The organism is uncultured Thiohalocapsa sp. (assembly GCF_913062725.1).
GTDB lineage: Bacteria > Pseudomonadota > Gammaproteobacteria > Chromatiales > Chromatiaceae > Thiohalocapsa.
Map to the genome: position 1 here is coordinate 1 of NZ_CAJXWY010000042.1, position 23,085 is coordinate 23,085.

The 23,085-nt window shown below is 63.8% G+C and carries 21 protein-coding genes; 13 read left to right on the top strand and 8 right to left on the bottom strand.

The window, feature by feature from the left end:
* The 10 genes from QZ588_RS12230 to QZ588_RS12275 all read left to right on the top strand — a co-directional run.
* A partial coding sequence (locus QZ588_RS12230) for a WbqC family protein (RefSeq protein WP_295543111.1) occupies positions 1-292 on the top strand: 292 nt, incomplete at its 5' end.
* The gene (locus tag QZ588_RS12235) at positions 289-1,224 is read left to right on the top strand and encodes a glycosyltransferase family 2 protein (RefSeq protein WP_295543113.1); all 936 of its coding nucleotides are present in this window, start codon (positions 289-291) and stop codon (positions 1,222-1,224) included. The genes QZ588_RS12230 and QZ588_RS12235, both read left to right, overlap by 4 nt.
* A gap of 7 nt (positions 1,225-1,231) precedes the next feature.
* Positions 1,232-2,044 (top strand): phytanoyl-CoA dioxygenase family protein, encoded by an 813-nt coding sequence (locus QZ588_RS12240; protein WP_295543114.1) that lies wholly within the window; start codon positions 1,232-1,234, stop codon positions 2,042-2,044.
* Positions 2,045-2,142: 98 nt separating this feature from the next.
* The gene (locus QZ588_RS12245) at positions 2,143-2,775 is read left to right on the top strand and encodes a trans-aconitate 2-methyltransferase (protein WP_295543116.1); all 633 of its coding nucleotides are present in this window, start codon (positions 2,143-2,145) and stop codon (positions 2,773-2,775) included.
* Between the two features lie 50 nt (positions 2,776-2,825).
* On the top strand, positions 2,826-3,491 hold the full coding sequence (locus tag QZ588_RS12250) for an acetyltransferase (protein ID WP_295543118.1): 666 nt from the start codon (positions 2,826-2,828) through the stop codon (positions 3,489-3,491).
* A 6-nt stretch (positions 3,492-3,497) separates the two neighbouring features.
* Positions 3,498-4,403 carry a hypothetical protein gene (locus QZ588_RS12255; protein ID WP_295543120.1) on the top strand — a complete coding sequence of 302 codons (906 nt, stop codon included), beginning with the start codon at positions 3,498-3,500 and terminating at the stop codon, positions 4,401-4,403.
* On the top strand, positions 4,403-4,780 hold the full coding sequence (locus QZ588_RS12260; RefSeq protein WP_295543166.1) for an EamA family transporter: 378 nt from the start codon (positions 4,403-4,405) through the stop codon (positions 4,778-4,780). Before QZ588_RS12255 ends, QZ588_RS12260 begins: the two co-directional genes overlap by 1 nt.
* A gap of 9 nt (positions 4,781-4,789) precedes the next feature.
* The gene (gene rffA, locus QZ588_RS12265; RefSeq protein WP_295543122.1) at positions 4,790-5,941 is read left to right on the top strand and encodes a dTDP-4-amino-4,6-dideoxygalactose transaminase; all 1,152 of its coding nucleotides are present in this window, start codon (positions 4,790-4,792) and stop codon (positions 5,939-5,941) included.
* Between the two features lie 175 nt (positions 5,942-6,116).
* The gene (locus QZ588_RS12270) at positions 6,117-7,826 is read left to right on the top strand and encodes a DUF6044 family protein (protein WP_295543124.1); all 1,710 of its coding nucleotides are present in this window, start codon (positions 6,117-6,119) and stop codon (positions 7,824-7,826) included.
* A gap of 217 nt (positions 7,827-8,043) precedes the next feature.
* Positions 8,044-11,223, top strand: coding sequence for an efflux RND transporter permease subunit (locus tag QZ588_RS12275; RefSeq protein WP_295543126.1), 3,180 nt, complete (start codon positions 8,044-8,046; stop codon positions 11,221-11,223).
* Between the two features lie 27 nt (positions 11,224-11,250).
* Here the strand turns inward: QZ588_RS12275 and prpB are convergent, their stop codons facing one another.
* The 7 genes from prpB to aspS all read right to left on the bottom strand — a co-directional run bounded on the left by prpB (position 11,251) and on the right by aspS (position 19,143).
* Positions 11,251-12,132 (bottom strand): methylisocitrate lyase, encoded by an 882-nt coding sequence (gene prpB, locus QZ588_RS12280; protein ID WP_295543128.1) that lies wholly within the window; start codon positions 12,130-12,132, stop codon positions 11,251-11,253.
* 163 nt (positions 12,133-12,295) lie between these two features.
* The gene (locus tag QZ588_RS12285; RefSeq protein ID WP_295543131.1) at positions 12,296-13,504 is read right to left on the bottom strand and encodes an ABC transporter permease; all 1,209 of its coding nucleotides are present in this window, start codon (positions 13,502-13,504) and stop codon (positions 12,296-12,298) included.
* 18 nt (positions 13,505-13,522) lie between these two features.
* On the bottom strand, positions 13,523-14,743 hold the full coding sequence (locus tag QZ588_RS12290; protein ID WP_295543133.1) for an ABC transporter permease: 1,221 nt from the start codon (positions 14,741-14,743) through the stop codon (positions 13,523-13,525).
* Positions 14,744-14,991: 248 nt separating this feature from the next.
* Entirely contained in the window at positions 14,992-15,654 is a 663-nt protein-coding gene (locus QZ588_RS12295; protein ID WP_295543135.1) for an ABC transporter ATP-binding protein, read from the bottom strand.
* A gap of 30 nt (positions 15,655-15,684) precedes the next feature.
* Positions 15,685-16,851 carry an efflux RND transporter periplasmic adaptor subunit gene (locus QZ588_RS12300; RefSeq protein WP_295543138.1) on the bottom strand — a complete coding sequence of 389 codons (1,167 nt, stop codon included), beginning with the start codon at positions 16,849-16,851 and terminating at the stop codon, positions 15,685-15,687.
* A 15-nt stretch (positions 16,852-16,866) separates the two neighbouring features.
* A complete protein-coding gene (gene nudB, locus QZ588_RS12305; protein ID WP_295543140.1) occupies positions 16,867-17,313 on the bottom strand; it encodes a dihydroneopterin triphosphate diphosphatase in 447 nt (148 codons plus the stop codon).
* A gap of 51 nt (positions 17,314-17,364) precedes the next feature.
* Positions 17,365-19,143, bottom strand: a complete 1,779-nt coding sequence (aspS, locus tag QZ588_RS12310) for an aspartate--tRNA ligase (RefSeq protein ID WP_295543142.1) — start codon at positions 19,141-19,143, stop codon at positions 17,365-17,367.
* Positions 19,144-19,363: 220 nt separating this feature from the next.
* On the opposite strand from aspS, the gene QZ588_RS12315 reads away from it, so the two are divergent.
* The 3 genes from QZ588_RS12315 (at position 19,364) to QZ588_RS12325 (ending at position 21,321) form a co-directional block, all read left to right on the top strand.
* Positions 19,364-19,711, top strand: coding sequence for a zinc ribbon domain-containing protein (locus QZ588_RS12315; protein ID WP_295543144.1), 348 nt, complete (start codon positions 19,364-19,366; stop codon positions 19,709-19,711).
* 175 nt (positions 19,712-19,886) lie between these two features.
* Positions 19,887-20,402, top strand: a complete 516-nt coding sequence (locus QZ588_RS12320) for a pilin (RefSeq protein WP_295543146.1) — start codon at positions 19,887-19,889, stop codon at positions 20,400-20,402.
* Between the two features lie 67 nt (positions 20,403-20,469).
* Entirely contained in the window at positions 20,470-21,321 is an 852-nt protein-coding gene (locus QZ588_RS12325) for an SDR family oxidoreductase (RefSeq protein WP_295543148.1), read from the top strand.
* Positions 21,322-21,334: 13 nt separating this feature from the next.
* On the opposite strand, the gene gshA is transcribed toward QZ588_RS12325, so the two are convergent.
* On the bottom strand, positions 21,335-22,960 hold the full coding sequence (gshA, locus tag QZ588_RS12330) for a glutamate--cysteine ligase (RefSeq protein ID WP_295543150.1): 1,626 nt from the start codon (positions 22,958-22,960) through the stop codon (positions 21,335-21,337).
* Positions 22,961-23,085: the final 125 nt, after the last annotated feature.

A 23,085-nucleotide genomic window follows, 5' to 3' on the forward strand; every position in this document is an offset into this window, starting at 1 on the left:
AACCAAGATATCGGACTCGTCAGCCTACACGTTGATTGACGGCAAGAGTGAGCGCTTGTTGGACCTTTGTCAGCAGGCCGGCGGGACTGAATACATATCCGGACCATCCGCGCAGGGCTATCTTAACGAAGCGATTTTTGAAGCGGCCGATATTGATCTGACCTTCTTCGATTATCAGGGATACCCACCCTATCCTCAGCTCTGGGGTGATTTTGAGCACGCTGTCACTGTTATTGACCTGTTGCTGAACTGTGGCAAGGATGCTCCTTCTTTCATGAGGTACTTGGCATGAAGCTCTCGATAGTTGCAACACTCTATAAGTCAGCACCCTACATCGAAGAGTTTTATCAAAGGGCAAGTGCTTCAGCACGAAAGTTGGTGGGTGAGGATTTTGAGATCGTCCTGGTAAATGACGGCTCACCAGATAACAGTCTGGATATAGCTATTACGCTCACAGGCCAGTATGCGCACTTAGTTGTTATCGATTTATCACGTAATTTTGGACATCATAAAGCGATGATGACGGGGCTGGCGCGCGCTGCGGGTGAACATGTTTTTTTGATTGACAGCGATCTTGAAGAAGAGCCTGAGTGGCTCCTGAACTTTTATGGCCAGATGATGGAGGATGGCTGTGATGTGGTTTTTGGAACTCAGGAAAAACGTAAGGGTGGAGCTTTTGAAAGGAGCACGGGTGCCGCTTTCTATAAAATTTTCCGCAAAATGACTGGTATTAACCAGCCGGACAACATTGTAACTGCTCGACTTATGACGCGGCGTTACGTTCAGGCGCTGCTGAGTCACCGCGAACGAGAGCTAAATATTGGTGGCCTGTGGGTCATCACAGGTTTCAAGCAATCGAGCCAGTTAGTAAATAAGCACTCAAGTAGTCCAACGAGCTACACGTTATCTAGGAAATTCAGTCACCTGGTTAATGCAGTAACTTCTTTTAGCAGTCTGCCACTTATCTATACATTTTATTCCGGCTTGCTTATCTCTTTCTCTGCAATTTTGTATATTGCCTATCTTTTACTACGCTACTACTTAGTATCTACCCCGCCAAGCGGTTACACGTCACTCATAGTATCTATCTGGCTGTTCTCTGGTTTGATAATTTTTTTTCTTGGTGTGCAAGGCATATATCTCTCAAAGATATTTTCTGAGGTAAAGCAGCGACCTTACACTATTATTCGGCATGTCTACAAAAGCGCGACCGAAGCGGGTTGATCAATAGATGATTCACAAGAGTCCCATTCCGACAGCGAGTTATGGTGTGCTCGTGCAGGACAACACTAAATCAAAGATGGATGAGGTCGCTGAGCAAGTTAGGCGGCTTGGCTACGCTGTGCTCGATTCCGGCCTTCCCAAGGCGGAAGTCAGTCAGATATCCGAAAGTTTCAACAGGATGCGCGAAGCATATGTTGGTGAATATGGTGAAGCACGTCTACGGCGCGCAGGAGAAATTCACACGATTAGAGCGCCTCTCACGCATGGAGTGGGTTTCACAAGCCTGGCGTCTAACCAAAACCTTTTGGCTATTTTGAAGCAATTAATTGTTGGGAAATTCATCTTGAATCAGCAAAATGGTATCATTAACCCACCTGGCGAGAAATACAACCAGGGTGCATGGCATCGCGATTTACCCTATCAGCATTTTGTGTCTAGCAGTCCGCTAGCTATCAATGCACTATTTTGTGTGGATGATTTCACTCTGGAAAATGGATCAACATTCGTATTGCCAGCTTCGCACCTATCAATTAATTACCCCTCTGAGTCCTACATCCAGCGGAATGCCTTACAAATCGAGGCAAAGGCAGGTCAGTATATCCTGTTGGACTGTATGCTATTTCATAGCGGTGGATTTAACCGATCAGGTGCGGATCGACGAGCAGTTAACCAAGTCTATACAATCCCCTATTTTAAGCAGCAGATCAAGCTACCAACGCTGTTAAATAAAGGTAGCCTTTCCGCAGAGGAGCAAGAGTTGTTTGGATTTTTCTTCCAAGAACCAACATCAATTCAACAATACTTAGACAGAAGGATTTGATGTGGAATGTCGTTATTGACACGACCAATCCATAGCAAGCAATTCTAATGCACACCCTTCCAGCAGAGCCAGCTATATTCGATGCGGAGGTACATGGCATGCGCGATCTGATCGATGAAGTGGCCGCCTATTATTCTAACAAGCTCGCCGAGCATGGTGAAACTCCTCAGGGGGTTGATTGGAATGGCGAAGAGAGTCAACTACTGAGATTCGCACAATTGTCGCGGGTGATAGAACCGGGGCGACCTTGCTCAATCAATGACCTTGGATGTGGTTATGGTGCTTTTTTTGAATACCTATGCCGGTGCCCTGAGCATATCGATTATTGTGGCATCGACGCGTCTCCCGATATGGTGAGCAGTGCACAGCTTCGTCATAAAGGAGCAGACAATGCCTGCTTCGTTGTCTCTGATAGGCCGAATCGACATGCGGACTATGGCGTAGCAAGCGGCATTTTCAATGTTCGACAAACGCGTAGCGATGAAGAATGGCGTCAGTATATACTGGACGTGCTGAAGATGCTCAATCAAACAAGCCGACAGGGGTTTGCGTTCAATTGTCTGACTTCTTATTCAGATGAGCACAAGATGCGAAGCGACTTGTATTATGCCGATCCATTATGGCTGTTTGATCTATGTAAGCGTCAATACTCAAAAGACGTAGCTTTGCTTCATGACTACGGGCTTTACGAGTTTACGATTCTGGTAAGAAAGTCGGCATCTCATACCTGAGCGAGTGGCATTGAAATCCCTTTCAAACGATTCAGTGTGAGGAAAAGGAGATGGCAAAAGATCTGGTTATCTTTGGGTTGGGGGACATAGGCCAACTAGCCCACTTCTACTTTGAGAATGATTCTGACTACAAAGTCGCAGGATTTACGGTCGATCGAGACTATCTACAAGACGCGGAATTTTGCGGGCTGCCCGTTGTTGCCTTCGAGGACGTTGCAGAATGGTTTCCATCGTCGAACTATGATTTGTTCATTGCGCTTAGCTATGCGAAGCTGAATGAACTTCGCGAGGAAAAATACCTAGCCGCAAAGGCTCTCGGGTATCACACGCCCAGCTATATCAGCTCTCATGCAACGGTACTCAATGAAGGCCGCATCGGTGAGAACTGCTTCATCCTCGAAGATAATACGATTCAGCCTTTCGTGACCATTGGAAACAACGTGGTGCTCTGGAGTGGAAATCACATTGGTCACCATTCAACAATTCAGGATCATTGCTTCCTTGCCTCGCACATCGTCGTATCCGGCGGTGTGACCATTGAAGAATCCTGTTTTATCGGCGTCAACGTCACCTTGCGGGATCACATTACTGTCGGCAGGAAATGTCTCCTTGGAGCAGGCACGATCCTCTTGGAGGACGCAGCGCCAGAAGGGCTTTACAAGGTGTCCACCAGCGAACGCGCACGTATCCCGAGTACCAAGCTGAAGAGGATTTGATTGAGAATGCAATGGGTAAAGCTAGGTCAGATATACCATCATCAATGCAATCATTTGAAACTTGCGTCGCATGCGGCAAACCCGCTTGCCGTACCTTTATCTGGTGATACTTTCAGAGTGTTCTTTAGTGGTCGTGACATACAAAACAGAAGTTCTGTTGGTTTTGTTGATATTGACATCATTCGGCGGCAGGTTGTCTACAGACACGATGAGCCGGTTTTTGGGCACGGGTCACAAGAGAGCTTTTATCGAGACGGTATTAGTGTAGGCGGGGTATATTCAATCGGAGGGGCCGCCTACATGCTCTTCATGGCGTGGCAGAACGATCCCCAAAGCCACTGGAGAGGCGATATCGGCCGATTTCAACTGCGCCAAGATCAAGAATTGGTTCTCAATCCCGTAGATAGACCATTTCTTGGTAGCGATATTGAAGATCCTATCAGTCTGTCATATCCATGGGTTGTGAAGGACTCACATGGTTACAAGATGTGGTACGGGTCAACTGTTAGCTGGAATGCCGGCAATGGCGAAATGCTGCATGTTATTAAGTATGCAACCTCAGCTGATGGCGAAGAATGGCATCGACATGGTCAAGTTATTCAACATGAGCTGGGTCGATATCAAGCGTTCTCAAGACCAACAGTCTGCGTGGATGAGTCGGGCTACCACATGTGGTATTCATATCGTGGTGGTCTTGGTACTAAGTATCGAATTGGGTATGCGTTTTCTAAGGACGGTAATAAGTGGAGTGTCGATATTGATGGATCTGGAATTGATGTTTCGTTAGATGGCTGGGATTCGGACATGATTGAGTACCCGTTCGTCTTTGACCATAAAGGCGAGCGTTACATGCTTTACAACGGAAACGACTACGGACGCACCGGTTTCGGGCTCGCGGTGCTGGAAAAGTGATGAACATCCGGGCGTGGGATTATGCGTATATTTTCGCCACCATTGGACTCACGGTTTATGGCCAACTAATGCTGAAGTGGCGCATTGGAGCCTATGGCCCATTACCCGCGGAGCTCTTCGACAAGCTCAGATTCCTGACGGGATTATTTTTCGATCCTTTGATTCTCTCCGGATTCATTGCTGCATTTGGCGCTGCGCTCGCCTGGATGGCTGCGATGACCAAGTTTGATCTCAGCCATGCCTACCCTTTTATGGCGCTGAATTTTGTCTTGGTGCTTTTGCTGAGCGGCTGGCTGTTTCAAGAGCCGGTGACCGCGATGAAGGTGATTGGTGTCACGCTGATTGTTATCGGCACCATAGTGTCTGCCTTGGGTTAGGAACTCATTATGATCGGCTTCAATAAGCCCTACATGACTGGCAAAGAGCTGCACTATATCTCGCTTGCCCATGCGCAAAGCCAGATGGCCGGCGACGGCAGCTTCACCAAGCAATGCCAGGGCTGGCTGGAGCAACGCACCGGCTGCCGCAAGGCGCTGCTAACCCACTCCTGCACCGCCGCGCTGGAGATGGCCGCCATCCTCGCCGACATCCAGCCGGGCGACGAGGTGATCATGCCGTCCTACACCTTCGTCTCCACCGCCAACGCCTTCGTGCTGCGCGGAGCGGTGCCGGTGTTTGTCGACATCCGCCCGGACACCCTGAACCTGGACGAGCGCCTGATCGAGGCCGCCATCACGCCACGCACCCGCGCCATCGTGCCGGTGCACTACGGCGGTGTCGGCTGCGACATGGACGCGATCATGGCGATCGCCGAGCGCCACGGGCTGCTGGTGATCGAAGACGCGGCACAGGCGATCATGGCGACCCAGGGCGGGCAACCGCTTGGCGCCATCGGTCATCTGGGCACGCTGAGCTTTCACGAGACCAAGAACATCATCTCCGGCGAGGGCGGGGCGCTGCTGATCAACGACCCGGCACTGGCCGAGCGCGCCGAGATCATCCGCGAGAAGGGCACCAACCGCAGCCAGTTCTTCCGCGGCCAGGTGGACAAGTACACCTGGGTGGACATCGGCTCGTCGTACCTGCCGGGCGAGATCATCGCCGCCTTCCTCTGGGCGCAGATGGAAGAGGCCGAGGCCATCACCGCGCGGCGCCTCGCGCTCTGGGAGCGCTACCACGCCGCCTTCGAGCCGCTGGAACGGGCCGGCCGCGTGCGCCGGCCGGTGATCCCGGACGGCTGCGGCCACAATGCGCACCTGTACTACCTGCTGCTGCGCGACCTCGGCGACCGTATGGCCTTCATCCAGGCCATGAAGGCCGAGGACATCCACTGCGTCTTCCACTATGTGCCGCTGCACAGCGCGCCGGCGGGCCAGCGGGTGGGCCGCGCGGTGGATGGACTGCCGGTGACTACGGATCTGGCCGATCGGTTGGTGCGGTTGCCGTTGTGGCTGGGGTTGGAGGAGGAGCAGGAGCGGGTGATCGAGGCAGCGTTACGCATGCTGAAGTCTCAACACATGGGAATCGACTGCTTTTGATGGCTGCACCGACAGAAAGCCTTCAAACGCGCTGGCCAGACGCAACGCCGTCGCTAGCAACAAACGTCAGTCTCGATTGAATCGCCTTTGGTAAGAATCGTAAGGTGAGGTGAGCGCCGTGATATTTGATTGGGAAAGAGGCACGCACGCATTAGCCCGAGGCGACGAAGGTGTCATGAGCTGGTTGATGTGGGCCTTTGCTGTTATGGCAGCCGCTGCTTATTTGTTGCCTTATATCGTCTTGGGCGCCGACGGTCACTGGATGATCTGGGACAACTTGGATTCGAATTTTGTCACTTATCAAGTATTGCTGGACAGTGGTGCAATCTTTGCTGGTAACCACGTCATCGTTGAGCAGCCGCTTGGGGGTGTCCCGCGCGGAACACTTCCCTCGGAGCTGGACGCATTCGTATGGCTCTATGCGCTGCTAGGCGCGGAAGGCGCCTACGTCGCAAACCATATCCTACAGACGCTGGTCGCGTTCCTGGGGATGTACTTGTTGCTGCAGCGGCACGTGTTTCAAGGTCGCGGCGACAAAACCGTTCTGGCTGGTGTGGGACTTTGCTTTGCGCTACTGCCCTTCTGGCCGTTTGGGGGCTTATCTGTTGCGGGCATGCCGCTTGCACTCTATGCCTTTCTCAACATCCGCGCAGGAGACCGGCACCGATTTAACTGGATTATTCTGCTTGGCTATCCGTTTTACTCCAGCTTGGTGCTGAGCGGTTTTTTTCTCTTATTTTCTGTCACCTGCCTTTGGGTTTTGGATCTTGTCAAGGGCAGACGGGCATCACCGCTATTCTACGCGCTGGCGCTGATGTCGCTGGCCTATGTGGTCACGCATTATCGGCTATTCATTGATTTCCTGTTCACCGCCGATTTCATCTCTCACCGCGTCGAATTCGGCAACGTCAACGAAAGCGCGCAAAGTCTCGGCGCTTCGCTGCGGTCTGCCTGGAGCATCTTCAGACACGGACAACCGCATGCCCACAGTCTGCAGTGGCCTTTGGTTTTCATCACCACCGCCATCACCTCGCTGCTGATTCTATTCTCGCACCGCGGACGCCTGTCGAAGATCTTCTACCTTGTCGGTCTTTTTATTGTTGTCACGTCACTCTTCTACGGGCTGAATAAATGGCCGCCGATCAGTGATGCTTTGGCCGGGATCAAGCAACTGCTGCCGATGCAGTTGCAACGCTTCCATTTTCTCCATCCCATGTTGTGGATGGTACTATTTGCCATCGCATTAGGCGCGTTGATTCGCGTGTCTCCTTCGATGCGATGGGTGGCATTGGCGGCTGTCATCGGTCAGACGGCGATCGCCGGCAATTACCACGAGCTGCTGAAAAACAGGCACTCACCGTCGGCAAGTGAATTTTTTGCCGTCGAGCAGTTCGAGGAGGTGGCCAGAGCCATCGATAAGCCAAAAGACACTTACCGCGTTGCGTCCCTGGGCATGCATCCCAGTATCGCGCTTTACAACGGCTTTTACACGATAGATGGGTACTGGCCGAACTATCCACTAGAATACAAGCACCAGTTTCGTGAGGTGATCGCGGCGGAGCTAGATAAAAACCCCCAGTTACAGCGCTATTTTGATCATTGGGGCTCTCGGGTGTATGTGTTTTCTGATGAGCTGAAGCGCGAAGCTGGTTACGTATCGAATTATCATGGCAAGGAAATTATCGTTGAGAGCTTGGCTTTAAGCCCAAGCGCTTTGCGGCGCCTTGGCGCGCAGTACCTCATTTCTGCTGTGCAGATCGATGAAGGGAAAAATCCCTATGTAAAATTGGTGGGCGCGTTCGATAGCGACGACTCAGTGTGGGATCTTTTTCTATATGAGATTACGGACCCGCCGACGGACGCGGCTAGCCACGGTGCAGGATAGCTGGGTACTCAGTATCAACGGAAGGCACGGCCTTTCAGGACAGGCGGCGCGGGGCTGGGACGTGGGTCTTGGCGGCCGCTCTCAGGCATCGAATGGGCGCTATTGCTGTGTCGAGATCTCTGCACACGCGGTCGCAGGCAGGGTCTGCTGCCCCCAAGTAGGACCAGGCCAGACAGCACGGCCACGATTACCGGCCTGACGGAGCTCCCGCGCACCCATGATCACCGGCATTTCCACCTGGTCCGTACGCCACCCCATCGGCGTCGTCATGCTGACGCTGGCGGTGATGGTGCTCGGCGGCTTTGCGCTCGGCAGCCTTAGCCTGGACCTGCTGCCGCGCATCGTCTATCCGGACATCCGCGTGCGCGTGCTGGACCCGGGCGTGCCGGCGCAGGTGATGGAGGACGAGGTCACCCGCTTCCTGGAAGAGCAGCTCGCGGTCACCGAGGGCGCCGTCGCCATCCAGTCCGAGACCCGCGAGGGCCGCAGCGCCGTGGACCTGTCCTTTCGCTACGGCGAAGACATCGACCGTGCCCTGCGCGATGCCAGCAACCGCCTGGATCAGGCGCGGCGGTTCATGCCCGACAGCATCGAGCCGCCCATCATCTACAAGCGCGATCCCTCCCAGCGTCCGGTGGCGGAGTACGTGGTGAGTTCCAACCTGCGCGACGCCGTGGAGCTGCGGGACTGGGTGGAGTACACCCTGAGCCGCTCCCTGCTGACGCTGCCCGGCATCGCCGCCGCCGAGGTGGGCGGCGGCCTGGAGCGGGAAGTGAGCGTCATCGCCGACCAATATCGCCTGGCCGGCGTCGGGCTGGACCTGCTGGATCTGCGCGACACCCTGCAGGAGGCCAACCGCGATGTGCCGGCGGGTCGGCTCATGATGACCGACGGCGAGATCAGCGGGCGCATCGGCGGGCGGCTGGACACCGCCGCGCAGCTCATCGACCTGCCGCTGCCGCTGGCGGGCGGCGCCATGGACGGCGGCGCCGGGCGCGGCGACGGCGGTGCCGACAACGCCAGCCGTGCGCCGCCGGGTCTGCTGCGGGTCGGCGACGTCGCCCGCGTCACCGACGGCGCCGCCGCCGAACGCCTGCGCATTCGCCTCAACGACGAGCCGGGCATCCAGTTGTCCATCCAGAAACAACCGCTGGCGAATACGGTCGCCGTCGTCGACACCGTCGATGAAGCGCTGGCCACCCTGGACGCACAGGGCCGCATTCCGCCGGACATCACCCTGCGCAAGGTGGACGACGAGGCCCGCTATATCCGCCAGAGCCTGCGCAATGCGGCGCAGGCGGCGCTCACCGGCGCCGGGCTCGCCATGCTGGTGGTCTACCTCTTCCTGGGCAGCCTCCGCCGCACGCTCATCATCGGCAGCGCCATGCCCATCGCCGTGTTGGTGACCTTTATCCTGATGGCGGGCTTCGGGCTCAATCTGAACATCATGACCCTCGGCGGGCTGGCGCTCGGCGTCGGCATGCTGGTGGACAGCACCATCGTCATGCTGGAGAACATCCAGCGCCACCAGCGTCGGGGCGAAGGCACGGTGCCCGCGGCGGTGAATGCGGCCCGTGAGGTCACCAGTGCCATCGTCGCCTCCACCTCCACCAATCTCGCGGCGGTGCTGCCGTTCCTGTTCATCGGCGGGCTCATCGGACTGCTGTTCCGGGAGCTGATCTTCACCATCTCCGCCGCCATCCTCGCCTCGCTGGTGGTGGCGCTCACCCTGGTGCCGGCGCTGGCCGGGCGTGTGCCGACAACCCGCGAAGGCCTGCTCAGGCGCGGCATCGACCGGAGCTTGGGCGCCCTGCAAGCCGGCTACGCCTGGCTGCTCGCCCGGCTGCTGCCGCTGCGCTGGCTGGTGGTGGCGGGCTTCGGCGTCTGGCTCGCGCTGACGGCGCCCGGTTTCTTCGGTGGCGAGCAGCAATTCCTGCCGGAGCTGGACGAGGGCGACGTGCAGATCGCGCTGTGGGCGGATGAGGGCATCAACGTGGAGCGCATGGACCAGATCGTGCGCCGGGTCGAGGCCGTGGTCGCCCAACAGCCGGAGGTGGACGCCGTGTTCACCACCGTCGGCGGCTGGGTCTTCGGGCGCTCGTCCTGGGAGAATCCCAACCGCGCCGGCATCCAGGTGCTGCTCACCCCCGCCGCCGAGCGCAGCGGTCTGACCTCCGACGCCTTCATCGCGCGCATCAAGGGGCTGGTGAAGGCCGAGGGCATCCCCGGCCTGCAGGCCTACTACTACACCTCCGGCGTGCGTGGTATCCGCTACAACCGCGGCGACGACGATGTGAGCCTGCGCATCAAAGGCCCGGAGCTCGAACGCCTCATTGCGCTGGCGGACCTGGCGACGGAACGCCTGCAGAACATCCCGAGCCTGCGCAATGTGCAGCATTCCAACGAAGACGTCGCCCGCGAGCTCTCGGTGCGCCTCGACCGCCGCCGGGCGGCTAGCTACGGGCTGGACGTGGAGGACGTGGGCGCGGTGCTGCGCTTCGCGCTGGAGGGCCAGACCGTCACCCGCCTCATCGACGACGACCGCAGCATCGATGTGCGCCTGCGCCTGGAGCGGGCCGACGTGGGCGCCCCGGGGGATCTCGAATCCATCATCCTGTTCAGCAACACCGAGCCACGGCGGCCCATCCGCTTGGGCGACATCGCCGACGTGGACCTGCTGCCGCAGCCGGCGGAAATCATGCGCGATCGCCAGCAGCGGGTGGTGGAGATCTCGGCGTCGGTGGCGGGCGATGCCACCCTGGAGGGCGCCATCGACGACGCCCTCACGGCCCTCGCCGACCTGCCCCTGCCGCGCGGCTATACCCTCTACGAGGCGGGCGCCCTCGAGACCCTGCAGCAAGGGCGCGACCTCGGGCGCATGCTGCTGGCCCTGGCGCTGTTTCTGGTGCTGGTGGTGATGGCGGTGCAGTACGAGTCCCTGCGCAATCCGCTGATCATTTTGCTGTCGGTGCCGTTTGCGCTCATCGGCGTGGCGCTGGGGCTGGCGCAGACCGACACGGCCCTGTCCATGCCCGTGTGGCTCGGGCTCATCATGCTCGCCGGCATCGTGGTCAACAACGCCATCGTGCTGGTGGAGTTCATCGAGCTGCGCCGCCGCGAGGGCGCGGCCATGACCGACGCCATCATCAGCGCCGCACGCCTGCGCCTGCGGCCCATCCTCATGACCACGCTCACCACGGTGTTCGGCATGCTGCCGCTGGCCCTCGCCGTGGGTGAGGGCTCGGAGATGCTCCAGCCCCTGGCCATCGTCATCGTCTGGGGCCTGGGCTTTTCGCTGCTGGTGTCCCTGCTGCTGGTGCCGATGATCTATCGCATCCTGGGGCGGCGCGGCGATCCCGCCGCGCTCGCCGAAACCGCCGCGCCGGCGCGCGCCTGAGCCGATGCCGGTTGGCGTCGTGCCTGCTCAGCCGTCGTCGTCGCCGGCGAACAGGGCATCGAGCTTCTGCTCGAAGCCGTGGTAGTCGAGGTGCTCGTAGAGCTCGGCGCGGGTCTGCATGCTATCCACCGCCGCCGCCTGGCTGCCGTCGCGGCGGATGGTCTCATAGACATTGAGCGCCGCCTTGTTCATGGCGCGGAAGGCCGACAGCGGATAGAGCACCAGCCCCACGCCCACGCCGGCGAGCTCGTCGGTGGTGAACAGGGGCGTGGCGCCGAATTCCGTGATGTTGGCGAGCACCGGCACCGCCAGCGCCGAGGTGAACCGGGTGTACTCCGCGAGCGTGGTCAGCGCCTCCGGGAAGATCATGTCCGCCCCCGCCTCGACACAGGCCGCCGCCCGCTCCAGGGCCGACTCCAGGCCCTCCACCGCCAGGGCATCGGTGCGGGCCATGATGACGAAGTCATCGGTGCGCGCATCCACCGCCGCCTTGATGCGGTCCACCACCTCCGCCAGCGGCACGATGGCCTTGTTCGGCCGATGCCCGCAGCGCTTGGCGGCCACCTGGTCCTCGATGTGGCAGCCGGCGGCGCCGGCGCGATTGAGCTCACGCACGGTGCGGGCGATGTTGAAGGCGCCGCCGAAGCCCGTGTCGGCATCCACCAGCACCGGCAGATCGCAGGCGTAGGTGATGCGGCGCACGTCCACCAGCACGTCCTCCAGCCCCGTGATCCCCAGATCCGGCACACCCAGCGAGCCCGCGGCGACGCCGCCGCCGGAGACATAGAGGGCACGGTAGCCGGTGTGCGCCGCCAGCAGGGCATGATAGGCACTGATGGCGCCCACCACCTGCAGCGGGCGTTCTTCCTGCACGGCGCGACGCAGCTTGGCGCCTGGGGTTTGGGGCATCGGTCACCTCCGTTGGTTGGACTGGTAGAGCTTGGCATTGTCGTTCCGAGCCCCGCGGGCCTCGAGTCAGGGGGCTGGGGGCAGAGTATAGCCTGTGCAGTGCGAGTGACGGGGTACGGGACACGCAGCTCCCAGGGGAAGTCCCCCGCTCTCCCCCCAAACGCTATTCGTCGTGCAGGGCCGCCACCGGGTCCAGCGCCGCCGCCCGCATGGCCGGCAGCACGCCGGCGGCGAGGCCGATTCCCGCCGCCGCCAGTTCCGCCAGCAGCACGAAGTCCCAGGCGGTGCGCGTCGGCAGCGCCGGTACCAGCACGCCGATGAGCCAGGCGCCGCCGGCGCCGATGACAAAGCCCAGCGCGCCGCCCAGCAGCGCAAGCAGCAGCGCCTCCAGCAGGAACAACGCCAGGATTTGTCCGCGGCCGGCGCCGAGCGCCCGCAGCAGGCCAATCTCCGTGCGGCGCTCGGCGACGGCGATGGTCATGATGGTGAGGATGCCGATCCCCCCCACCACCAGCGAAATCGCACCCAGTGCCGCCACCACCGCGGTCAGCACGTCCAGCACCGAGCCCAGCACGTCCAGCATCTGGTCCTGGGTGGTGATGGTGAAATCCTCCCGGCCGTGACGTCGCATGAGCACATCCCGCACGCGATCGGCGACCGCCCCGCTGTCCGCGGCCCGGTCATAGAGCAGATCGATCTCCATCAAGCCCTCGCGGTCGAACATGGCGAGCGCCCGCTGCACCGGGATGAACACGGTATCGTCCAGATCGAAGCCCAGCATCTGCCCTTTCGGCGCCATGACGCCGATCACCCGGAACGACTCGCCGCCGATACGGATGCGCGCCCCGAGCGCCGACGCGGCGCCGGATCTGCCCCGGGGGAACAGCTCCCGGTGCAGCTTGGCGCCGAGCACCGCCACCGGCCGCGCCGCACCGTCCGCCGGCAGGAAGCGCCCCTGGGCCGGATGCATGGCCCAGATGGCCGGCACCTGCGGCCCGGCGCCGAATACCATGGTGCGCCGGCTGCGCGCGCCCGCTTCAACCGCCGCATTGCCGGACACCACGCCCACCACCGCCGTCACATCGGGCACCCGCTCCAAGGCTTTCGCATCATCCAGGGACAGGGGCCGCACACTCGCGATCATGGCCCCGGACATGCCCATGGTAGTGGTGCGCCCCGGCGCCACGGCGATCAGATTGGTGCCGAACTGCGTGAACTCAGCCAGCACGAACCGATGCACCCCTTCACCGATGGCCGTCAGCAGCACCACCGCCGCAACGCCGATGGCGATACCGGAGAGGGTCAGCAGACTCCGCCCGCGGCGCGCGAGCACCGCGCCGGTGGTGTAGCTGAGGATATCGTGGACGCGCATCGCTCCCAGCCTCGCCCCTCATCGTCCAACCAACGCCCGCATGGGATCGAGCCGCGCCGCCCGTCGCGCCGGCAGCAGCCCGAACACGAGCCCGGCCCCCACCGAGACCAGGGCCGCCGCCAACGGCGCCCAGATTGGCACCACCAGCTGAAAGGCCGGAAAGCGGACATTGAATAGCCAGATGCCGACATAGGCGAGGGCGAGCCCGAGCGCGGTGCCGGCGGCGGCGAGCAGCAGGGCCTCGGCGAGGAAGAGCGCCAGCACATCGCGCTGGCGGGCGCCGAGGGCCTTCAGCAGTCCCACCTCAGCGGTGCGCTGGGAGACGGACACCAGCATCACGTTCATGATGAGCACCCCGGCCACCGTCAGACTGATGGCGGCGATGCCGGCCACCGCCAGGGTCAGGGCGCCCAGAATGCGATCGAAGGTGCCGAGCAGGGCATCCTGAGTGATCACCGTAACGTCGTCCTCGCCCTCGTGCCGCTCGCGGATGATGGCCCGCACCGCCGCCGCCGCCGCGTCCAGGGACTCCCGACCGCCGGCCTGCACCAGCACCCGGAACAACCCCGGATTGTCGAACAGGGCCTGGGCGCTCGCCACCGGGATGATGGCGACATCGGCGAGGTTACTGCCCAGGGAGACGCCGCCCGCCGCCAGCAGCCCGATGACACGGAAGCGCCGGTCGCCGATGCGAATGCGCCGGCCGATGGGACTCGCGGAGCCGAACAATGCCTCCGCCAGCGTCTGTCCGATCACCGCCACCGGCGCGCCGCGCTCGGGGTCGCCCGGCGGCAGAAAGCGCCCGGCGGTCATCGCCAGCCGACGGATATCGATGTAGGCCGCCGTGGACCCCAGAATGGTCACCTCCCGCGACAGCGATCCCGCCGACACCTCCGCGGCACCCACGGCGATGGGCGCCACCTGCGCCACGTAGCGCGAGCGCCGCAGGGCCAGGGCGTCTTCCAGGGTCAGGTCCCGCGGCGTCTCGCCGAGCAGCGGCGGCGCGCCGCCCGTGGTCTCGTTGCGGCCCGGCATGATGATGAGCAGGTGGGTGCCGAGCTGGGTGAATTCGTCCAGCACATAGTGCCGCGCCCCTTCTCCGAGCGCCGACAGCACCACCACGGCGGCGGTGGCAAAGGCCATCGCCGCCAGCGTCAGCCAGGTGCGTGCGGCATGCGCCGTAAGTGCGCGCATGGCGCTAGCCACGGTGTCGATGGGGCGCATGGTCGGCGCGAGCATCAGCGGGCTGGGTGGCGGCGGGCGGGGGTCTCGACCGCAGGGATGCGGTCGTGAAGCCTACAGGAATGTATTCACGGCATCCCCATCCCGCCGCAGATATCAACGCGGGCTGGGTGGCGGCGGGCGGGGGTCTCGACCGCAGGGATGCGGTCGTGAAGCCTACAGGGATGTATTCACGGCGTCCCCCGCCCGCCGCCACCCAGCCCGCAGACACCGAACACTGAAATGTGACGGGTATTGTCATGAGCCTAGGTGACGATGGCGCCATCGTCCATGCGAATGCGCCGCCGGGCACGCGCCCCGAGGGCCTGGTCGTGGGTCACCACCACCAGCGTCAGGCCCTGGGCGTTCAGGGCCTCCAAGGCTGCGATCACGTCTTCGCCGCTGGCGCGGTCGAGGTTGCCCGTGGGCTCGTCGGCGAGGATCAGGCGCGGCTCGGTGACGGTGGCACGGGCAATGGCCACGCGCTGGCGCTGACCGCCGGAGAGCTGATCCGGGCGATGATTCGCGCGGGGGGTCAGACCCATGGTCTCCAAAGCCGCCGCAACCCGTCGGCGGCGCTCGCGGATGGGCTGGCCCGCGAGCATCAGCGGTAATTCCACGTTCTCTGCCGCGGTGAGCCGCGCAATGAGATGAAATGCCTGAAAGACGAAGCCGATGCGCTCGCGCCGCAGGCGTGCGCGGCGCTCCTCGGGCAGCGTCGTCGTCTCGGTGCCATCCAGTGTGTAACTGCCGGCGTCCGGGCGGTCGAGGAGCCCCAGAATGTTCAGCAGCGTGCTCTTACCGGAGCCGGACGGCCCCATGACGGCGGCGTAGTCACCGTCGGTGAGCGTCAGCTCCACATCGCGCAGGGCATGGACCACCTGGTCGCCCACCTGGAAGCTGCGCCGGATGCCCCTGAGCACGATCATCGATGCACCGGCGGACGGCGGCCCCGCGGCTCAGTCATCGCCGGCGTCTTTCGCCACCGCCATGGTACCGGCCTCGACGCCGGCGCCATCCGCCGAAAGCACCACCCGCTCGCCGGCGGCGAGCCCCGCCGTCACCTCGGTCCGCTCCCAGTTGGCGAGGCCGGTTTCGATCTCCCGGGCGGCGAGCCGGCCGTCGGCGCCCAGCACCAGCACCGAATCGGCCACATCTTCGAACCCGGGCGTAATGGCGGCGGTGGGGACGGACAGGGTGTCCGCGGCGACGGCGGTGACGATTTCCACATCGGCGCTGTAGCCCGCGAGCAATGGCGGATCATCCGGCGGGTGGGCAATCACCACTTCCACCTCCACGGTGCGGGCCTGCTTCTCCTGATCCAGCACGTAGGGGGCGATGCGCCGGACGACGCCGAGGAACGCCCGCTCACCGAAGGCGTCCAGGGTCACGCGCGCCTCATCCCCCAGGCGTACGCGGGCGGCGTCCACCTCGTCGATGGGTGCGGAGATGTAGAAACAGCGATCGTCGATGAGGTCCACCGCCGGCGGCGTGGGGATGCCGGGCGGCGACGGTGTGACGTATTCGTTGAGCTCACCGGACACCTCGGCGATGATGCCCGCAAAAGGCGCCGTGAGCCGGGTGCGTGCCAGCTGCGCCTGGGCGACGCCCACCTGTGCCGCGGCGACCCGCGCGGAGGCCTGGGCCGCCTCGCAGTCGGCGCGCCCGGCGGCGGCGGCGGTCTGGGCGCGATCCACCGCCTCCTCGCTGGTCATCCGGCGTTCCATCAGCTTCTGCTGGCGCGCCGCTTCGCGCTCGGCCTGATCGGCGTTCAGGCAGGCGGCACGGGCGCGGGCGGAACCGGCCTCGGCCTCGCGCTCGGCCAGTTCCAGTTGGGCGACGAGATCGTTGTTCCAGAGCGCCAACAGCAGTTGACCCGCCGCGACGCGGTCGCCCTCGTGCACCTCCAACTGCGCGATCTGCCCGCCCATGGCAGGCGCCAGCCGCGCCCGCCGGCAGGCCCTGACGGTACCGGCGCGGGTATTGGCGACCACCGCCTCGACCAGGCCGCGTTGCACGGCGGCGACGCGGACCTCCACCGGCTGCGGGCGGGCGGCATACCACCAGGCCAGCGCACCGCCGGCGGCGAGACCGAGGATCAGCAGCGGGCCGACGGGCAGTCGCATGGCATCGGCAGCCGGTCAGCACATCGGCGCATACGAGGCCAGCAGCCGGATGGCATCGCGGTTGGTCCAGGAACCGGTGAGGCGCGCGGCCGCATCGGGCGGCAGCCAACGATAGCCGCTGTGCTCGTCGGCGGCCAGGCGGATACACCGGCGCCCCGGCAGCCGCAGCGCGAACCAGTGCTCACGATTGAAGCACACGCCGGGGCGATAGCGCGCCCGCCAGGCGGGCTTGATGGGAAAGAGCCGACTCGTGTGCAGATCCACCAGATTCGCCGCACCCATCAGCCCCGTTTCCTCCCGCAGTTCCCGCACCGCCGCCGCCCGCGGCAATTCCCCCGGCCGCAAGCTGCCCGTGACCGACTGCCAGAAATGCGGCGGCCGCACTCGATTCAGGAGTAAGAACTCGCCGCTATCCGTGTAGATGACGACGAGAACGGAGACGGGGCGCTTGCCTGTGGTCAAGGTGGTGGGGGTGTTGGCTATTGGTTGATCGTGCCTCGTGGCTCGTGAGGTTCAGGCCCGGAGTCTGATCCGCAGCGCCAGTTCGTGCAGTTGCGCTTCGTCCACGGCGGACGGGGCGTCCGTGAGCATGCAGGCGGCGGTCTGGGTCTTCGGGAAGGCCATGACGTCGCGGATGGAGGTGCTGGCGGTCATGAGCATCACCAGCCGGTCGAGCCCGAAGGCGATGCCGCCGTGGGGCGGACAGCCGTACTTGAGCGCCTTGAGCAGGAAGCCGAAGCGGGCATCGGCATCTTCGTCGGCGATCTTGAGCAGCCGGAAGATGCGCCGCTGCACGTCCTCGCGGTGGATACGGATGGAACCGCCGCCCACCTCGGTGCCGTTCAGCACCAGGTCGTAGGCGCGGGATTCGACGTTGCCGGGATCGCGCTCCAGGCGCTCCAGCTGATCGTCCTTGGGCGCCGTGAAGGGATGATGCAGCGCCACCCAGCGCCCGGTGTGGGCATCGCGCTCGAACATGGGAAAGTCCACCACCCACAGCGGGCGCCAGGCGTCCGCGGCCAGGCCGCGGTCGTGGCCGAGCTTGACGCGCAGTGCGCCGATGGACTCGTTCACCACCTCGGTCTTGTCGGCGCCGAAGAACACCAGGTCGCCGTTCTCGGCGCCGGTGCGCGCCATGATGCCGCTCACGGCGCCGTCCGGCAGGAACTTGAGAATGGGCGACTGCAGCCCGTCGCGGCCCTGGCCCGTCCAGTCGTTGACCTTGATGTAGGCGAGCCCCTTGGCGCCGTAGATGCCGACGAACTTGGTGTACTCGTCGATCTCCTTGCGCGTGAGCTCGGCGCCGCCGGGCAGCCGCAGCGCCACCACCCGGCCCTCGGGGTCCGCCGCCGGCCCCGCGAAGACCTTGAACTCTACGTCGTCCATCAGATCGGCGACATCCACCAGCTCCAGCGGCACGCGCAGGTCCGGGCGGTCGGAGCCGTAACGACGCATGGCCTCGGCGTAGGTCATGCGCGGGAAGGGGTCCGGCAGGTCGACGTCGAGCACCGTGCGGAACAGGTGGCGGATCATGCGCTCCATCAGTCCCGTGAGCGCCGCCTCGTCGAGGAAGGAGGTCTCGATGTCGAGCTGGGTGAACTCCGGCTGGCGGTCGGCGCGCAGATCCTCGTCGCGGAAACAGCGGGCGATCTGATAGTAGCGGTCGAAGCCGGACATCATCAGCAACTGCTTGAACAGCTGCGGCGACTGCGGCAGGGCGTAGAACTCACCGGGGTGCACGCGGCTCGGCACCAGGTAGTCCCGGGCCCCCTCGGGCGTGGACTTGGTGAGGATGGGCGTTTCGATGTCCAGGAAGCCCTCGGCATCCAGGAAGGCCCGCAGCGTCGCGGTGATGTGGCTTCGCACCCGCAGGCGCGCCTGCATCTCCGGGCGGCGCAAATCGATGTAGCGATAGCGCAGCCGCACCTCTTCGGAGGTGTCGGAGTGGTAATCCTCGAGCTGGAACGGCGGTGTCTCGGCGCGGTTCAGCACCTCGAGCGACTGCGCCAGCACCTCCACCTCGCCGGTGGCCATGTTCGGATTCTCGGTGCCCGCGGGGCGGCGGCGCACCCGCCCCTGGACGGCGAGCACATATTCGCTGCGGATCTGCTCGGCGAGCGCGAAGATCTCGGGGCGGTCGGGATCGAAGACCACCTGCACCAGGCCGCTGCGGTCGCGCAGATCCACGAAAATGACGCCGCCGTGGTCACGCCGCCGGTGCACCCATCCGGCCAGCCGGACGGTCTCGTCGATGAGGCCGGCGTGGAGGTCGCCGCAATAATGACTGCGCATGCCGATGAATCCTGTGGCTGGAGTGCGATAAGGCGCAGGTGCACAATGCCCCGCAAAAGCCCTCTAAAGTACTGAGCTGCGCGTGTGCCCGCAAGGGTGGCGGGGCGTGGCCGCCGCCGCCCCTCCGGCGCCGGGCCAACCGCCGCGCGCCCTGTTGAATCGCCGGGCCGCAACCTTATCATGTCAAAGTGAATCGACTTCCCTCAGTGAGGATTGCACCATGCCCATTTACGCCTACCGCTGCGAGGCCTGCGGCCACGAGCTGGACGCCCTGCAGAAGGTGAGCGATGCCGCGCTGACGGACTGTCCAGCCTGCGGCGCCGCGGCCCTCAAAAAGCAACTGACGGCCGCCGCTTTCCGCCTCAAGGGTGGCGGCTGGTACGAGACGGATTTCAAGCAAAACGGCAAGAAAAACCTGCACGACAGCGGCGACAAGACGCCGACCCAGGACGCCAAGACCGGCGGCGACAAGAGCACCAGCACCGACACGGCGACGGCCAAGGCCGGCAAGAGCGCCGCGACACCGGCCAAAGGCACGCCGAGCCAGGCTGCCGGCAGCCCAGCCTAAGCAGTTCGCAGGCGTCGCCACCCGGCCCGAGCAGCGCGGGCGCGGCGGCCTGCGGCTTGCGCCCGGCCCACCTCGGCGCCAAGCATCCGTGGCCACGGCACGTCACATACGCGCCCTGCGTCGCCGCCGGTTGTGTGGTGGCCAACCGCGGCGCATAGCCCAAAGTGATGTCGCCATGCGTGACCCCGTCCATCGTGCCAGCGTGACCGACGGCGGTGTCCACCGACGGCGCGTCAGCGGATTTTCGCTGATCGAGCTGATGATTGCCGTGGCCATCGTCGGCGTGCTCGCCGCGTTGGCCGTGCCGGCCTATCAGCAGTTCGTGACGCGTGCGAAGGTCAGCGAAGGCCTTACGCTGCTGGCCCCGGTGAAGGCGGCGATCATCGAATACCACGCCACCCACGGCGATCTCCCCACCGCCAGCAACTGGCTGGTGCTGCTGCGAGAACTCGGCCTGCCCAACAGCTTGGTGACGGGGGCAGGGTCTGGCCGCTATGTGTCGCGCATCTGGTGGAACAACGGCCAGCGACAGATCCGTGTCCGCTACGGTGTCGCCCCCATTGCCGACAAACTGCTGTATCTGCAGCTCGACATCGCCGATGGCACGCATGGCACCTGGCGCTGTCTTGCGCCGCCGGCGTCCGCGGATGGCGTACCCGCCGAGTATCTGCCGGCGAGCTGTCGCGGCTGACGACGAAGACGACGGCGCCACGCCCATCACCGCCCCGGGGCGTCCGCCGAATGTCAGCGAGACCCACATGACAGCTCCCCGGACCATCCTCATCACCGGCTGCTCCAGCGGCATCGGCCATGCCTGCGCCCACGGCCTGGCGGCCCGCGGCGGCTGGCGGGTAGTGGCCTCGGCCCGCAACGCCGAAGACGTGGACCGGCTGCGCGCCGAGGGCCTGACCGCGGTGCAGCTGGATCTCGCCGCAACCGACAGCGTCCAGGCCGGGCTCGACGCCGCCCTGGCGCACACCGGCGGCCGCCTCGACGCCCTGTTCAACAACGGCGCCTACGGCCAGCCCGGGGCCGTGGAAGACCTGACCCGCGACGTGCTGCGCGCCCAGCTCGAGACCAACCTGCTCGGCTGGCATGACCTGACCCGGCGCGTGATCCCGCACATGCGGGCCCAGGGTCACGGGCGCATCGTCCAGAACGGTTCCGTGCTGGGGCTCGTGGCCCTGCCCTACCGCGGCGCCTATGTGGCGAGCAAATTCGCCCTGGAAGGGCTCACCGATACGCTGCGGCTCGAGCTGGCCGGCAGCGGCATCGCCGTGTCCCTCATCGAGCCCGGGCCCATCCTGAGCCGCTTTCGCGACAACGGCTATGCCGTCTACCGGCGCACCATCGATGCCGGGGCGAGCGTGCACCGGGCCGCCTACCAGCGCATGGAGGCGCGACTCACCACCGCCGGCCCCGCCCAGCCCTTCACCCTGCCGCCGCAGGCGGTGCTGAACAAGCTGATACACGCCATCGAGCACCCACGACCACGGCCGCGCTACTACGTCACCCTGCCGACCCATCTCATGGGCACCCTGCGCCGGCTGCTCGGCACCCGTGGGCTCGACTGGGCGCTGATGCGCATCGCCCGTGGCGGGCGGGGCTGACTCCCGGCCCCGGTCAGATCGGCGCGCGCAGCTCCACGGGATGCTGCTCGCTCTGGGCGAAGTAACGGCGCAGAAACTCATCGAAATCGACATCGTCGGCGGCCTCGATGGCGCGCTGGCGATCCAGTGACGTCGCCGTCAGGTCCGTGAGCCAGGCCTCGCGCTCGGGCGTCGGCGCTGCGGCCAGGAAGCGCTCGCGATGCTGCTCGGTCAGGCGCCTTGCGAATTCGGCGAAGCCCTCGCCGCGCTCGCGCATCTCCGCCAGCATGCGCGCCGACGGTGTCAGCGCCGGCTCCAGCACTTTCGCCCGCTGCGCGCACAGGCTGCGGGCGTAGCCGCAATCGCCGCCGGCATCCAACAGCGCGGCCAGCGGCTGCATGGCGTCGAGCACGCCCAGCGCCCAGTCGCGCAGCGTCGGCGTGCTATCGCCGGCCTGCAGCCGCAGCCCCGGCTCGCGCCCGCGGTGTGCGGCCAGCACCTGATTGGCGTCGATGGCGCGCCGCTCGCGGGCGACGATGCGGGGGCTGTCGGTGAGCAGACTGTAGAGCATCAGTAGCCGCAGAAAGCCCATCTGCTCGGCGTCGATGCCGAGCGGATGGTAGGCGTTCACATCCAGCGAGCGCAGCTCCACGTAGCGCACGCCGCGACGGCGCAGGGCCAGGGTCGGGCGCTCCATCCAGTCCGTCAGCTGTTTCGGGCGCACCGTACTGTAGTACTCGTTTTCGATCTGCAGGACGTGGTCGTTCAACTGCTCGTACCTGCCGTTGACCTTGACGCCGATGGCCTCGTACTGCGGACAGGGCGTTTGTATGGCCCAGGTGAGGCTCTTGATGTAGGCGTCCAGGCTGTCATAGCAGGCCTTCATGCCCGTGCCTTCTTCCTGGCGGTTCTGATAGCCGATGTCGCCCATGCGCAGGGAGGTGGCATGGGGGTAGTAGAGGGTCCGGTGGTCGAAGACCTGCAGATCAGTTGCCGCGTCCTGCACGAAGCTCCTGCACACCGCCGGCGACGCACCGAACAAATAGGGCACCAGCCAGCCCAGGCGCTGAAGGTTACGGACCATGCCCATGTAACGCGCTGAGCGCAGGGCCTGCGCCTCACCCGGGTCGTCGGCACCCGGTCGCGCCGCGAGCCGTGGCCAGATGGCATCGTCCACCGAGTAGTTGAAATGGACCCCGGCGATGGTCTGCATCACCCGCCCGTAGCGATTGCCCAGACCACGACGGTAGACGGTCTTCATGCGCGCCGCATTGGACGTGCCGTATGCGGCGAGCGGGATATGTGCGCCGCCGTGGAGCACACAGGGCATGCTGGTGGCCCAGAGGCGCTCGTCGTCGATCTGTCGGTAGACGAAGCGGTGCAGATCCTCCAACAGCGCCAGCACGTCGAGGCTGGAGTCCATGGCCGGTGTCACCAGCTCCAGCAGCGCCTCGGAGAAATCCGTGGTGATCCACGGATGTGTGAGCGCCGAGCCGAGCGCCACCGGGTGGCTTGTGGTGGCCACGGAGCCCGCGGCACTGACCCGCAGCGCCTCCTTCTCGAGCCCCACATAACCACCGCCCAGGATACGCTGGCCCTCAGTGTCGGCGAAGGCGTCGAGCACCGCGGGCGCGATGCCACGCAACAGGCCATCGGTCATGGCCGACGCCCGCCGGCGCGGTCCGAGCGCCTGCCCACGGCCTGCGCGTGTCGGTCTGACAACACCGCCGTCGGCGCTGATGCGCCGGGCAACCGATGCACCCTAGTCACTTGCCATGCACTCGG

What these genes read in the sequence shown, in the direction of transcription:
- QZ588_RS12240 (WP_295543114.1), top strand. Translation starts at nt 1,232, where the DNA reads ATGATTCACAAGAGTCCCATTCCGACAGCGAGTTATGGTGTGCTCGTG.
- prpB (WP_295543128.1), bottom strand. Translation starts at nt 12,132, where the DNA reads ATGCCCCAAACCCCAGGCGCCAAGCTGCGTCGCGCCGTGCAGGAAGAA.
- QZ588_RS12235 (WP_295543113.1), top strand. Translation starts at nt 289, where the DNA reads ATGAAGCTCTCGATAGTTGCAACACTCTATAAGTCAGCACCCTACATC.
- gshA (WP_295543150.1), bottom strand. Translation starts at nt 22,960, where the DNA reads ATGACCGATGGCCTGTTGCGTGGCATCGCGCCCGCGGTGCTCGACGCC.
- QZ588_RS12255 (WP_295543120.1), top strand. Translation starts at nt 3,498, where the DNA reads ATGCAATGGGTAAAGCTAGGTCAGATATACCATCATCAATGCAATCAT.
- QZ588_RS12260 (WP_295543166.1), top strand. Translation starts at nt 4,403, where the DNA reads ATGAACATCCGGGCGTGGGATTATGCGTATATTTTCGCCACCATTGGA.
- QZ588_RS12250 (WP_295543118.1), top strand. Translation starts at nt 2,826, where the DNA reads ATGGCAAAAGATCTGGTTATCTTTGGGTTGGGGGACATAGGCCAACTA.
- QZ588_RS12300 (WP_295543138.1), bottom strand. Translation starts at nt 16,851, where the DNA reads ATGCGACTGCCCGTCGGCCCGCTGCTGATCCTCGGTCTCGCCGCCGGC.
- rffA (WP_295543122.1), top strand. Translation starts at nt 4,790, where the DNA reads ATGATCGGCTTCAATAAGCCCTACATGACTGGCAAAGAGCTGCACTAT.
- QZ588_RS12270 (WP_295543124.1), top strand. Translation starts at nt 6,117, where the DNA reads ATGAGCTGGTTGATGTGGGCCTTTGCTGTTATGGCAGCCGCTGCTTAT.
- QZ588_RS12320 (WP_295543146.1), top strand. Translation starts at nt 19,887, where the DNA reads ATGCGTGACCCCGTCCATCGTGCCAGCGTGACCGACGGCGGTGTCCAC.
- QZ588_RS12315 (WP_295543144.1), top strand. Translation starts at nt 19,364, where the DNA reads ATGCCCATTTACGCCTACCGCTGCGAGGCCTGCGGCCACGAGCTGGAC.
- QZ588_RS12275 (WP_295543126.1), top strand. Translation starts at nt 8,044, where the DNA reads ATGATCACCGGCATTTCCACCTGGTCCGTACGCCACCCCATCGGCGTC.
- QZ588_RS12325 (WP_295543148.1), top strand. Translation starts at nt 20,470, where the DNA reads ATGACAGCTCCCCGGACCATCCTCATCACCGGCTGCTCCAGCGGCATC.
- QZ588_RS12285 (WP_295543131.1), bottom strand. Translation starts at nt 13,504, where the DNA reads ATGCGCGTCCACGATATCCTCAGCTACACCACCGGCGCGGTGCTCGCG.
- QZ588_RS12245 (WP_295543116.1), top strand. Translation starts at nt 2,143, where the DNA reads ATGCGCGATCTGATCGATGAAGTGGCCGCCTATTATTCTAACAAGCTC.
- aspS (WP_295543142.1), bottom strand. Translation starts at nt 19,143, where the DNA reads ATGCGCAGTCATTATTGCGGCGACCTCCACGCCGGCCTCATCGACGAG.
- QZ588_RS12295 (WP_295543135.1), bottom strand. Translation starts at nt 15,654, where the DNA reads ATGATCGTGCTCAGGGGCATCCGGCGCAGCTTCCAGGTGGGCGACCAG.
- QZ588_RS12290 (WP_295543133.1), bottom strand. Translation starts at nt 14,743, where the DNA reads ATGCTCGCGCCGACCATGCGCCCCATCGACACCGTGGCTAGCGCCATG.